The sequence below is a fragment of the Novipirellula artificiosorum genome, assembly GCF_007860135.1.
In the GTDB taxonomy this organism is placed as follows: domain Bacteria; phylum Planctomycetota; class Planctomycetia; order Pirellulales; family Pirellulaceae; genus Novipirellula_A; species Novipirellula_A artificiosorum.
In genome coordinates this window covers 81,929-94,348 of the sequence record NZ_SJPV01000005.1, presented here as the reverse complement: position 1 = coordinate 94,348, position 12,420 = coordinate 81,929, and the positions used below count along the sequence as shown (strand labels likewise).

Below are 12,420 nucleotides of genomic sequence, written 5' to 3'. Positions count from 1 at the left end.
CAAGAATCATAAAACCCAGCTCGAAACCGCCCCATTCCTCAAAAATTGGCGTGACAAACCCCTCGCACTGTTCATTGCTAGCAACGCATGGCCAGCAAGCCTCAACGCGAACAAGGAATGTCCAAGGACCAAGGAAAAGTCGAAACTTTCGTTGGGCTTTGACACTCCTTGTTTGGCGTTGAAGCAGCGATCGCTATGCCACAGGGCCGAATCCGGTTCGCGATTTTCGGCTCAACAGCGCATTGGCCTGATCATCATTCACGAACAGCTCGGCTTTGGGATCCCATTGCAATTCACGACCGAGCATCAGTGCGATATTGCACAAATGGCAGGAGGTCATGGTTCGGTGGTGCGACCAGACATCCGAAATCGGCTTGCTGCGGTCCTCAATGCAATCAAAGAAGTTCTGCATATGGCTTCCCGGTTTCTTGCCTTTGCATAGCTCGATGATCTTGTCATCAATTCGCTTGCGATCTTCGTCGGTCAACGCATCAACGGGCTTGCCTTCCAATTTGCCACGATTAACAAAAATGCGACCCTTGTCACCTTCGAAAAGAATGCCGTTTCCGAAATCGACGTTGTCGCCTTCTCGTTTGTAGTGGTTGTTGACGCTCAAGACGGAGCCCGAGTCAAACGTCAAATCGATATGGAATTCCGTTGCCGTGTTGAATCCGTTCGGCAGCGATGCTTCGCCATCAAGGAAAGCTTTCCAGTTGTAATCATCAGGAACGTTCTTGGTGAATTTGCCGGTTCCCGAGATTTTCACGGGTCCATCTTCGCCCGGAGCCAATGCCCATTGGGCGATGTCAATGTGGTGGGCGCCCCAGTCGGTCATTTTGCCACCGGAGTACTCGAAGAACCAGCGGAACATGCGACGTCGTTGATCGCAATAGGCTGCCGCCGGGGCGGGGCCGACCCACATGTCCCAATCGATGCCGTCGGGAACGGGCGTTGATTCGAAGGGACCGTCATTGGGCGCGCCGCCGATGGCAACGTAAGCGTTCACGTTGTCACCGAGCATCCCCATTTGCACCATCGCGATGGCGGTCAAGAACAGCCCCTTGGTGCTGCGCTGCTGAGTCCCGACTTGGAACACGCGACCTGTTTCTTCGACGACCTTGCGGATCTTCTTTCCTTCGTCGATCGTCAGGGTCAATGGTTTTTCGCAGTACACGTCGGCTCCGCTGCGAAGCGCGGCAATCGCGATCGGTACGTGCCAATGGTCAGGCGTGCCGATCGTGACGATTTGTGGCTTCTCCTTTTCAAGCATCTCGCGATAGTCGCTATACATATTCAAATCGCCGCCAAGGGCTTCGTTGAACTCCTTCGCGTGCAGTTCGTCGACATCACAAACAGCGATCATCTTGCCAAGCTTCGCAGCATCGCGAGCGATCGCACCACCACGGTTGTAACGACCGCGACTTCCGCCGACACCGATCGATGCGACCGTCCGTTTCTTTGAATCGTCCGCTGCCAAGACGGGATTGGATGCCGCGGCCAGCGAACCAGCTGCGGCGGTGCTTTTGAGGAAATTTCGACGAGACGCTTTCATGAATGGGGTTCCTTCAAGTCAGGAAGAGGGTGGGTGGGACAACGCAGGGGCGTTGAGTCATTATCGAATTGCGCCCCCTAGCATAACCAAATTCGCTTGGTTTGTCGCGAGACAGGCGAGTAAGAAGTGTTATCATGAGGATTGGCGACCCGTTTGGCCAGCTTTTTCGTTTTTTCGAGCGGGTTCTTGCTGTAATTCAAAACGACTGAAAACGTTTGATTGACAAAGCTCATCAACTGCTGATTGGCGCGATGGTGGCAATGATTCGCTTCTATCAAATGGCGATCAGCCCGATGTTGGGGCCAAGTTGTCGGTTCACGCCGACTTGTAGCCAATATGCGATCGAGGTGATCCGCCGAGATGGTGTGGTTCGCGGCGTCTACCGATCCGTCCGACGAATCTTGCGCTGCCATCCGTGGAACCCCGGTGGATACGATCCACCCTGAATCGCCCACCCCACGCTTCCGCGAGCCTCGTCGCACTGGTACACGTAACAACCAACAAGCCCGACCCTTCCCGAGGGGTGGCCTGACGAATCGGAGGGGGTTTGGAGACCGATGGAAAGTATCACCGATTCGAAAGTGGTCGTAGGGAGCAAGTCAATTGGGTGCCAAGAAACCCTCTCCCTCGCTGCGCTCGACCTCTCCCAGAGGGAGAGGTAAACCACCCCTCACGCTTGGAGGTCGTGCAGTTTTTAAGTTATGACTGCTGAAGTGTTTAGGTATCCAACCACCCCTGCCCGCGCAGCGGGAGGGGTCGAGCGCAGCGAGGGGGAGGGCCGGTATAGAAACCGTGCTGGAATTTCATGTTGTCATCGCAGCCCGTTTTCCCTCTCCCTCGCTTAGGCTCGACCTCTCCCAGAGGGAGAGGTAAATCTTGTAAGTCTTTTTCAATCAACAACTTAAAAACTGCACGACCTCCTTGCGGGAGGGGTCGAGCGCAGCGAGGGGGAGGTGGTGTTTGGTGTACTCAGGCCGCGAGTTTCCAGCTTGCGTTACCGATATCGCTAGCTGAAAGCTAACGCCACTTCTCAGATACCAAAGTTGTTTTACGATCGTCCCTCAGGATCAATCACCTGCCGCACTGGTGCAGGGTTACCGCATCGGGGGAGCGGTCAATCGGGGACTGGATCCTTGATCCTCTCGTGCCATCGAACATTCACTTGATCGGGCGAATTCACTTGGTCGGGCGATGCAAGTTCACAAGGGGATCACAGTTTCGGTACGGGACGCGAGGGGGCGCGTTGGATCATGCGACGTTGATCATCTTGGGGGGGGGCATTGTTATTGTCATTGTTGTTACCGGGATTTCGTCGCTCTGGAGGCTCGATCTTGGTGAACTCCTCTTGCCATTTCCAGCCGATCGGGACCACCAATTCTTGATTGGCCAACAATGCCCAGGGCGTCCCCTCGTGCTTCTGGACCACTCCTTCCAACAGCGTTTTGGCGAGTGCTGCTTCCCGCTCCCATTTGCTGCCGACGGAGATCTCATCGCTAGGCTCAAGCACCCAGGTGTTATTCTCTGGTTTCTCGAACGGCATCCCACGTTTGGCTTTTGCCAACATGGCATTGTAAGTTTCGGTGCGGACTTTTTGCGCGAGGACTCGACCCATCGCCAAGTCGAATCCGGCTTGCCACCGCAAGCTGGTCTCGGTCTCTCGCGCCTTCATGCCGGGTTCCAAGATCGCAGCGATCTGTACGAGCATCGGCTCGAGCCGGGCCGCCTGTTGTTGAGCCGTTGTCAATTCTTCTGCCAGCCCCGAAGCCGACTGCATCACAAATCGCGTCCTTGGTCGCGACAACCCGGTCGCGGGCCGCATCTGCGCGGCGGAAACCAATGCCTGTCGCAGGGGACTCGACTTGACCTTATTCACGTAGTCGTCCGCGGCCAGGTAATCCGGACGATAGCGTGACATGGCCGCTGGATCAAAGAAGTACTTCATGTCCGAAGCAAACGATTCGATCTCAAACGAACGGACACGTCGATTGACGTTACGGTTGGGATGAACCGTGAAGTAGATGCCATTGGTCTCGTAGCACAAACGTGTCAACGCGTAGGGTCCAAAACCGCTGTCGATCACCGGTTCCTCCTTAAAATCACCGGTAAACCCGACCTGAACACGTTCGGGATAATACGTCTCGGGTCCCTGATCGACCTGGGCCCACTGTGGCGTCTGATCGAAATTGGGGTCGGGATCGACGTACTTCACCAAGGTCGTCTCACGACCAAACGGAGCGGGGACTCCAATCACATAGACGGGGATTCCCCATTTTCGACAAGAGCGGATTGACGTTTCCAACATGCCTGCATCGTCTCCTCGTTCATCGGTGACGACGACAAACAACACATTTCGTTGCGGCCCCAATTGGCCGCGCGGACGTCGATACGACTTGTACTTCTCCGTAGCCGAAAGGATCGCGGTAAAGACTCGCTCTTGTCCGGACGAGTCGACCGGGATGTCTTGCACGATCGACTTGATGTCGTCGAGATCCTCTACTGGCTCTTCGGTGAAGAGGGTGACCTTGCTACCAAAGCCGATCACGGACGTCAGCAGCGGAATGTCGTTGCTGTTACGCCGAAATGCGTCGACTTCACTCCGTTTGGCAATTCCAAGCTCGGTGTAGATTCGGTCAAAGCGGTTTCGGATTTCATCGCGTTGACGATGCAACGAACCACTCTGGTCGAACATCCAAACCACCAACGTTGGACGTTCTTCGAGCGCATGCAGTATCTCGAAGGTAATTCGGTCGACGGCGCCTTTGGCCCCTTCCGTTCCATGACCAACATGACCTTTTTGGTTGGTCATTTTGTCGAGTGGCGCGACCGCAGGGGTGAAGAGCTTCTCCACCATGATCTGCCCCGACTCGGTCGGTTCCAAATCGATCGGGTTAGGAATCTCCGGCAGCTCCGCAAACATCTCGGCAGAAGCTTCCGCCATCGCTAAATCCGAGTCGCTGTTGATCCCGATCTCGTCTTGCAGAAAATCGCTATAGGTAACCTCGTCAATCCAGTCCACCGGTTCGACGAAATCTTCTTGGGGCGGCGAAAGCAAGACGACGGCGTCTTCATCACTCGAGATCGCCAAGGGAACCAGCGCCAAGGAGAGCAGCAGAATCAGATGAAATAGCAAGCTGCCGAGAAATGCGGTGGATTCGTCCGAGGCAAACAGCGAAGACGGTTCAAGCTCGTCATCGTCCCATGCATCGACCGGCTCGTCGGCGCTTTGCGGACCCACGAGCGAAGAGTCCGCTTGTTCCGGGACCCGCGTTTCGGCAACGATCGTGTTTTCCAATCCGGGATTCCCTGAGTTTGTCATGGGATCGACTGTCATCGGCTGCCATCCAAAGCAGACCGACTCGGCACATTCACTTTACACGCTATTATAACATCAGGGACCTGCGTTGATTTGTAGCAATCCGGGTGGGTACTGAAAACAATTTTTGCTAAAACGGATTGCTGATGCTCGCTGCTCCCCGTTTGTTCACTTAGAAGGTTTTTTTTACATTGTCTGAACGTTTGATTGCGATCGGTGACATTCATGGTTGCCGAGTCGCGTTGGATCGATTGATCGACGAACTGAACCCCACGTCACGCGATATCATTGTGGCGTTGGGAGACTACGTTGATCGCGGACCCGATTCACGGGGAGTGATCGATTCGCTGATCGAGCTCCGCAATCGGACCCAAGTGGTGGGTTTGCTCGGCAATCATGAAGAGATGATGCTGGAGGTGGTGCGCGGTGGCGAACCCCCCCACGGGTGGCTCAAGCACGGCGGTGTCGAGACGCTTGATAGCTACGGTTTCGATGGTGGGTTGGATTTCTTGCCCGACGCACATATCGATTTTTTCGATTCTCTCGGCGACTACTTTGAATTCGAGGATTTCTTCTTCACTCACGCCGCGTACGATCCCGACACGCCGCTCGAGCATCAGCCGACGGAGATGCTTCGTTGGTACTCGCTCAACGACGGTTTCCCCGCTCCACACCTGAGTGGCAAAACGGGTATCGTGGGACACACCGCCATGCGAGATGGCGAGATCTTGGATGTGGGCCATTTGGTGTGCATCGACACCTATTGCTACGGCGGTGGATGGCTTACCGCCATCGATTTGTACAGTCGCCGAGTCTGGCAAGTCGCTCAAGACGGGCGTGTGCGACGAGAACAGACTCAGATGTAGAATCCCTGCGGCGTTCGCACCCTACCTACGCGTTGGACGCGTCAAGCGCTTGTTGCAAGGCGGCTTTAGGGCGTACGCCGACAAAGCTTTCGGAAACCTCACCCGCTTTGAACACCAAGAGCGTTGGGATGCTACTGATACCAAATTGTTGAGCGATTCCAGGGTTGTCGTCGATGTTGATCTTGCCGATCTTGACCGACGGATTCTCATTCGCCAACTCGTCGATCATCGGTGCGATTTGACGGCAGGGACCACACCAGGGCGCCCAAAAGTCGACCAGCACGGGTGAATCGGATTTCAGCACTTCGGCATCGAAGTTCTCGTCAGTGAATTCTTTGACAGCGGCGGAGGCCATGAGGGGTTTTCCTTATTGGGTTCAAACGAGGTGTGGCTTTCAGTGTTATCACCAAAGCAGCGCAAATTGTAGGTTCACGCTCCCTGGTGTCAATTTGGCGTACCGGACGTGGCAGTCGTCCAACCAAGACTTTGACTACGAAGCAACATCTGGGCCAAATCGTCTAAAATGATCGCTGTTGCTCCCCAAATCCGGTTTCCTCCCCATTGAAACGCCGGAGCGGGGAACTGCAGCGTGGCATTGGGGTCGGTTTCGCGAAGCTCGGCGTTGGCAATCACGACTTTTCGACGCACCGGTTTTGACACCCGGCTTTCATGGCGAAAGAGCTCCTCGAGCGGAAGCAGAATCACCTCGTCAACCTCGATCGGGTCGGGGACCCAATCGGTGGATGGCATCCGCATCGCAAAGACCACCGGTCGCACGACATTGTCACTTGCATAAACGTATTGCCGAGGGAGTTCACCGAAATAGGTCAGCACATCGGGCGATACGCCAAGTTCCTCTTCAAATTCCCGCAGCGCCGCTTGTTGGGGGCGTTCCCCCGGCTCAATCTGGCCGCCAGGCAAGCAAATCTGCCCGCCATGATGACGAAGGCCCATCGGTCGACGCGTCAGCGGAATCGACCATTGGCACTGGGTGTCTTGAAACAAGGAAATGGCCACTGCGGCCTGTCGGGCACCTCTTCGCCAAGGCCCACGATGCCGGCCGTATGCCAACGCAGGACGCATCGGAGGGAGCGAATCGAGAATCCGCCGAGGATCGACGTCCTCGGCGTAGCCAACTCGACCGAGCAAGGTGTTGACGTCCACCGTCGCCGCCATTTCGGGTGCAGCAAACGTAGACGAATCGAATTTGCAAGCGTGTATCACGCTAAACCAGCGTTTCGAGTAACCGACGAAGTTTGCGAAGTTCCACTCGATGGTCCAATCCCTCCATCGGTGCCATGTGCACGGTCAACGCACGATCATACTTCTCGCGAAGCAGTTGGGACACCAATTTCCCGTAATCCACTTCGCCTTGACCGACGCTGACTTGGAACGCATCGGGGCGTGTGTCACGCAAATGAATGTTGACAACGAACTTTAGGATCTTGTCAAGATTTTTTGCGTTGGCTTTTCCGGCGATGTAGACGCTCGGATCGAGTGTCACGCCCAACCCATCGACATTATTGCAGAGTACCATCAACGTATCGGGATCTTCGCTCAAACAGCCCAGTTGGCAACGGACCGCGACACGGACACCTTCGGTTTCGGCGACTTTCACCAATTGATTGAGGTGTTCCACTTCTTCGTTAAAAGGCGTTCCAAGTTCTGCCGAGGGGATGGTCAAATTGACCACCTTGGTTGCCTTGGCCAAGCGACAAATGTCTTTGAAGTCTGCGTAATGCTGTTCACCCTTTGACGCCAATTCGACGCTATATCCGGAGATATCCATGCGGTGTGAACTGCGCAGGATCTGGGCGGCGCGATCCAAATCGCTGACCAATTCGCTTGGTTTGATCTTCCCCGATTCGTGAAGTGCGATCTCGATCGCCGTAAACTCCAGATCCTGGAGCAAATCGACGACCTCAGCCAAATCCATTTCGGGGCAACATTCGGTGGAAGCTGCAACAAACACGGTGTGCGTCCTTTCTAGAGTCGACCTTCAAAAAGCAAATGCGGAATGCAATAGCTTACCGAGTCCCTGAGTTGCTGGGAAGCAAGACTCAGCGTTTTCGAGGACTTCGAAACATTCGATAACACAAAGCATCAAAACCTTGAAGAGGTTTCACAAAGCGATTCTTGTGGAACCCCTTCAGGGTTCGGTTGGTGGGAGCGTTCGCTAACCCCAGGGTGCGCCGCTCCGCGTCGACCCTGGTCTTTGGAGTCCAACCGCTTCGCGGTAAGGCTTCCTACGACAACAACGTTTCATGTCGAGGACCGTTCGTCGCCCCGCGGCGTAGTTGCGGGAACGCACCCTTGTCTTTTCCCGAAAATGAGCACGCCGAAAATGGTCAAACGCCACGAAAATCAATACGGCGAAGCCGTTAAACTCCGCAGCCCAGGGTCGCGCAGCGCACCCTGGGTTCACGGAACACACAAAAATCAAAACCTTGAAGAGGTTTCACAACGCGATACATGTGGAACCCCTTCAGGGTTCGGTTGGTGGGAGCGTTCGTTAACTCCAGGGTGCGCCGCTCCGCGTCGACCCTGGTCTTTGGAGTTCAACCGCTTCGCGGTAAGGCTTCCTACGACAACAGTGCTTCATGTCGAGGACCGTTAGTCCCCAACCGTTCTCCCCTGGAAGGAGGTCGTGCAGTTATTGAGCCGTTCTTTATCGAGGAGTTACGGTACCTTTACCTCTCCTTTGGGAGAGGTCGGCGTCTCAACGCCGGGAGAGGGTTTTCGGTTGCTGCCCCCTGTGCGAGGCTTAGCGCTCGGCCTCCCCCACGCAAGCGTGGTGGAGGTGACATTAATGTTAGCAGTTCAGGGCGGTGGAAGGTACAAAAAAGAAGCAGGAAGATCGTGGGGGATTCTCTCCCGCCACGGTCTTCCTGCTTCAATGGAATCAATCGGTCTTGCGATGCAAGTTAATGCATCAAACGGTCGCCGGTTTGGCCGCTTTGCGACGACGGCGTAACCACAATCCGGCCGCTCCAACGCCAAGAACTGCAAACGAAGCCGGCTCTGGAACGGCTGAGACCGACAGCATGCCAGTGGTGTAAAGCTGCGACGTGTCCCAAAAACCTTGACCAGGAGCGAGCGTCGGAAGCAGAAGTTTATCATTATCAAATGTACCGACGGTCGATCCCGTATTCCAGAGCTCGAACGACTCCCCAATCATAGGAGTGTAACCGGTAAGTTTTACATCCAAAAAGGCTCCCGATTCGATCGTGAAAACCCCACTGACGATCAATCGATCAAATTCCACTGGGTCAAGGCTCGTCCCGGCAATCTCCATCTCAAGGGTGCCCCCAGTGAGCGTGTAGTTTCCGTCAATCGTAGCGATTCCCGGAGATTGGCCCGGTGCGAGTGTTCCTCCGTCTTGGGCCAAATTACCATTCAGCGTCCCATCGAGGAACATCGTTGCGGAGCCGGAGAGAGCTACGTCGTTCGTTGCCGACAATGAGGACGTACCATCGACAATCAGCCTTCCGGCGTTGTTGACGGTAAGATCTCCTCCAACTGTGACATTTGAAGAGGCTGAGGCCGAGAGTGTTCCTCCGTCGAGAGTCAGGTTGTTCAAGGCAATGGTTCCTCCTGTGCTTGTCAGTTCCCGGCCTTGACCGATCGTGGCAGCGCCCGTCGATGTCAATGTGGCGCCACCCGATACGGCGACCGTACCACTCGAACCATTGTCCAGCGTCAAATCGCCCGTGGTCAGCGATCCACCCGAAAGCGACAGCGATGCGGAATCCCTGACCGTGACAGTACCGGCAACGGATGCAGTTCCCGCGGTTTGAGTGTAGGTGTCAACGTCGAGGTCCCCAGAAAGGTCCAAGTTACTCGCAGCACTACTCATGACAACCGACATGTCACCGCCCGAGTTGCTCAAAATGCTGCGAGCAGTGATCGTACCGTTATCCAGTTGAACGACGGAGGTGCCAGCACCTCCGAGAATATCCCGTGCGGTGACCTCGCCCGGGCCAGTTACGTCTGCAGCCGGAATTGTGCTGACATCAAGTCCATTGCCGACCTGAAGCTTCCCGGACGCACCCGAGTCTCCCACGCCGAGTTCGATATCCCTCGATGAGCCAAGCAGGACCTTTTTGCCCGCTTGCGCCCAAACTACTCCGTCCCCACTGGAACCCTGGCCGATCACCAAACCCGTGGTGTCGGTTGCCCCAGTAATCAGAATTCCCGAGTTTACATCAACCGTTGCTAGGTTGCCAATGACGACCTTTCCGGCATGGATTGCAGGGGTTCCCTCAGTGGTTGCTGAGATAGGGGTGGATCGTACGACAAAAGCATCGGCAGCAGAGGCATTGTTGCCAATCGTCAGCACTCCTTCCACATCAATGACTGAGCTATTGGTATTGAGTGGATTTCGCCCCAAGACCAACTCAGGAAACTCAGTCACATTGTTTTGTAACTGGTTGATTGTTGCATCCCCCGCGACGACCAGTCGTGCAGAATCGCTAATGAAACTTAACTTGCCTTGTTCGAACATGAACCCGTCAACACCAATGTTCAGCAAGCCACCTATCTGCAATCCGCCAGACAAATTGCTGTTATTGACCATAAGCGAAAGAGCACTGGAACCGGTCGGTGTCAGAATTGGGACGGCAAAGTCACCCAAGATAAAGGCATCTTTACTGCTACCCGGCACCCCATTACTCCAATTCGAGTCAGATCCCCAATCCGATGGAGACGGCCCCGGCGTCCAACTAGTATCGTTTGGCCCAGTTTGCCCATACGCTGATGACACGAAGCCAAACAGTAAAACACCGGTGGCCAAACTGGTTTTCATCGCAAACTGGATCCGATGAGTGGGAAGTTGCATCAATTTCATTTCTTTGACAACTCTTCTTGAAGGTAAAATGTGGGGCCGTTGGCGTTCTTGCTGGCCTCTGCGAGCTGGGACGCAACCTCGTCTTGTCCTAGCTTTTCCTTGATTTTCGATAAAAAGTAGGCTGTGTCACGCTCGACCACTCCATTTTTTAACGCAACCGACAAACTCTTCTCCGCTTGTGTAACGTCTCCAAGACGGAATTGTACCCATCCCAAAGTCGACCAAGCTTCCGCAAATTCACTATGATTGCGAGTATTGGCTTGTGCAATCTGTAAAGCGCGAAATCTTCTGGCTTCGTCCGAATCTTCGACCAAAACCAGTGCTAGCTGATTCCCGATCGTAAACGAAGCGGGGTCCGCTTGGTGCAATCGCGACAAAATGTCTCGAGCTTCGTCAAAGCGTCCCTGCATCCGAGCAATCAGCGCCGAAACGTAGTCCGTTTCCGCTTTTTCTGCGTCCGTCGTGCCCTTCGGTAAGGAACGCAGCAACCTGCGAGCTTCCGCGGGTCGATTGCTCCAAATCAACCAACGCACATAGGCTCGCGAAGCCTTGTTTGTCGTTTGTTCGCCACTATTGGCCCTCTTTTCACGCTCAATGGCTCGTTGGAAGTAGGCCTCGGTCTGGTCGACCTGCTGAGCGGCCTCGAATAATTTTGCCACCATCATCTCAGGCAAATCTGCCCCGGGCGTCTCTTCGTAGAACGCTTCAAAGTGTTGCAGTGCGATCTCATCATTCCCGAGATGGAACTCGCAACGGCCCAATCCCGCGGAGACCTCCGGCAATTTGCCCCACTGTTTGGTCAGTAATTCGTAGGTTTTCTTGGCATCGGACCACGCGAAGCGGCCTTCACAGGCAGCTGCTTTGACCATGGCCATTTTGCGGATCATGCTCTCGCGGTGAGCCTCGGTCCAATTCGCGGGAAAACCTGCGATTTCAGCCAATTCCGCATGAGAATAGGCGTCAAACCAACGCTTTTCTCCAATCGCGATTTGAGCGAATGCGAAATGGACGTCGAATCGTCGGGGGTGCTGGCCCGAGAGTTTTTCCAGTACCTGCCGCGCCTCGACGTTCCTGCCGGCCTGCAACATCATTTGCGCCAGCATGACTTCAGGGTCCGAGTAATTGATCCCCGTCTTCGATAGACGCTGCAACTCGGCTCGTGCGGCGGCGTCATCCCTTTGGTTGACCTTTTCTTGTACCGCAGCCAACTCAGCCTTCTTATCGTTGATCAAGCTCTCTTCCGTGAAGGTTGCAACCGACGTCACTTCGGCTTGGCAAGCTGTTGGGACGAAACACAGCGGTTCCATCAGCATCAGCAGACCGCCAGTTGCAAACCTGAGCAGTGTTCGAATTTGGGGCGCCGTGCAAAATTTCGAATGGGGTCGCGTAGAGATCGACACAGCAAAAACCGCTTCCTTAGGACAATCGCGAGCGTTTACGGAAAAAGAATGGGTGGGGGGGCTGATTCTGGTTTCAGCGAGGCAAACGCAGTATGATCCATCCGCTGGAAGGGTTCAAGGTTGCGCTGGCCAGAAAAGGTGGGGGCCTGTCAGGGCGCGGTGGCGTTCGCAGGTGGGAAAGTAGCGATGAGCGGACTCGAACCGCTGACCTAAGCCTTATGAAGACTCCGCTCTAACCGACTGAGCTACATCGCCAAATCATGAAGTGCGGAATAATAACAAAATGGAAATTCCTCACAAGGCGTAACGGCGATTACACGCCAATCAATGGGGTCGCGTTTCTGGGGACAGGCCCGAACAAGCGTTGGGGTTCACGCCGCCAAAAATTCGATAAACAGTCGCGTCCAGACCCATTTCGCTCACGATCCGCCGTTCAGCTTCTC

The 12,420-nt window shown here is 54.8% G+C and carries 9 protein-coding genes and 1 tRNA gene; 2 read left to right on the top strand and 8 right to left on the bottom strand.

The genetic code is table 11. The features are described 5' to 3' along the window. Nucleotides 1-193: 193 nt before the first annotated feature. Nucleotides 194-1,552 (bottom strand): Gfo/Idh/MocA family protein, encoded by a 1,359-nt coding sequence (locus tag Poly41_RS15175; RefSeq protein ID WP_146527310.1) that lies wholly within the window; start codon nucleotides 1,550-1,552, stop codon nucleotides 194-196. 215 nt (nucleotides 1,553-1,767) lie between these two features. On the opposite strand from Poly41_RS15175, the gene yidD reads away from it, so the two are divergent. Next, entirely contained in the window at nucleotides 1,768-1,998 is a 231-nt protein-coding gene (yidD, locus tag Poly41_RS15170; protein WP_261344900.1) for a membrane protein insertion efficiency factor YidD, read from the top strand. Nucleotides 1,999-2,762: 764 nt separating this feature from the next. On the opposite strand, the gene Poly41_RS15165 is transcribed toward yidD, so the two are convergent. Then, a complete protein-coding gene (locus Poly41_RS15165) occupies nucleotides 2,763-4,883 on the bottom strand; it encodes a vWA domain-containing protein (RefSeq protein WP_231615676.1) in 2,121 nt (706 codons plus the stop codon). A gap of 173 nt (nucleotides 4,884-5,056) precedes the next feature. Here Poly41_RS15165 and Poly41_RS15160 point away from each other — a divergent pair, with 173 nt between their 5' ends. Continuing rightward, on the top strand, nucleotides 5,057-5,731 hold the full coding sequence (locus tag Poly41_RS15160) for a metallophosphoesterase family protein (RefSeq protein ID WP_146527308.1): 675 nt from the start codon (nucleotides 5,057-5,059) through the stop codon (nucleotides 5,729-5,731). A 25-nt stretch (nucleotides 5,732-5,756) separates the two neighbouring features. Here Poly41_RS15160 and trxA read toward each other — a convergent pair whose 3' ends face one another. The 6 genes from trxA to Poly41_RS15130 all read right to left on the bottom strand — a co-directional run bounded on the left by trxA (nucleotide 5,757) and on the right by Poly41_RS15130 (nucleotide 12,232). Then, a complete protein-coding gene (trxA, locus tag Poly41_RS15155; protein WP_146527306.1) occupies nucleotides 5,757-6,086 on the bottom strand; it encodes a thioredoxin in 330 nt (109 codons plus the stop codon). A gap of 89 nt (nucleotides 6,087-6,175) precedes the next feature. Beyond that, nucleotides 6,176-6,955 carry an NUDIX hydrolase gene (locus tag Poly41_RS15150; protein WP_231615675.1) on the bottom strand — a complete coding sequence of 260 codons (780 nt, stop codon included), beginning with the start codon at nucleotides 6,953-6,955 and terminating at the stop codon, nucleotides 6,176-6,178. Between the two features lies 1 nt (nucleotide 6,956). Next, the gene (locus Poly41_RS15145; protein ID WP_146527304.1) at nucleotides 6,957-7,703 is read right to left on the bottom strand and encodes a sugar phosphate isomerase/epimerase family protein; all 747 of its coding nucleotides are present in this window, start codon (nucleotides 7,701-7,703) and stop codon (nucleotides 6,957-6,959) included. A 960-nt stretch (nucleotides 7,704-8,663) separates the two neighbouring features. Next, nucleotides 8,664-10,577: a PEP-CTERM sorting domain-containing protein gene (locus Poly41_RS15140; RefSeq protein ID WP_146527302.1), complete on the bottom strand. Its 1,914-nt coding sequence runs from the start codon at nucleotides 10,575-10,577 to the stop codon at nucleotides 8,664-8,666. After that, nucleotides 10,574-11,890, bottom strand: a complete 1,317-nt coding sequence (locus Poly41_RS15135) for a tetratricopeptide repeat protein (protein ID WP_146527300.1) — start codon at nucleotides 11,888-11,890, stop codon at nucleotides 10,574-10,576. The genes Poly41_RS15140 and Poly41_RS15135 overlap by 4 nt, the downstream gene beginning before the upstream one ends. Nucleotides 11,891-12,158: 268 nt before the next feature. Beyond that, a tRNA-Met gene (locus Poly41_RS15130) sits at nucleotides 12,159-12,232 on the bottom strand. Nucleotides 12,233-12,420: the final 188 nt, after the last annotated feature.

What these genes read in the sequence shown, in the direction of transcription:
- trxA (WP_146527306.1), bottom strand. Translation starts at nt 6,086, where the DNA reads ATGGCCTCCGCCGCTGTCAAAGAATTCACTGACGAGAACTTCGATGCC.
- Poly41_RS15140 (WP_146527302.1), bottom strand. Translation starts at nt 10,577, where the DNA reads ATGAAATTGATGCAACTTCCCACTCATCGGATCCAGTTTGCGATGAAA.
- Poly41_RS15165 (WP_231615676.1), bottom strand. Translation starts at nt 4,883, where the DNA reads ATGACAGTCGATCCCATGACAAACTCAGGGAATCCCGGATTGGAAAAC.
- Poly41_RS15175 (WP_146527310.1), bottom strand. Translation starts at nt 1,552, where the DNA reads ATGAAAGCGTCTCGTCGAAATTTCCTCAAAAGCACCGCCGCAGCTGGT.
- Poly41_RS15135 (WP_146527300.1), bottom strand. Translation starts at nt 11,890, where the DNA reads ATGCTGATGGAACCGCTGTGTTTCGTCCCAACAGCTTGCCAAGCCGAA.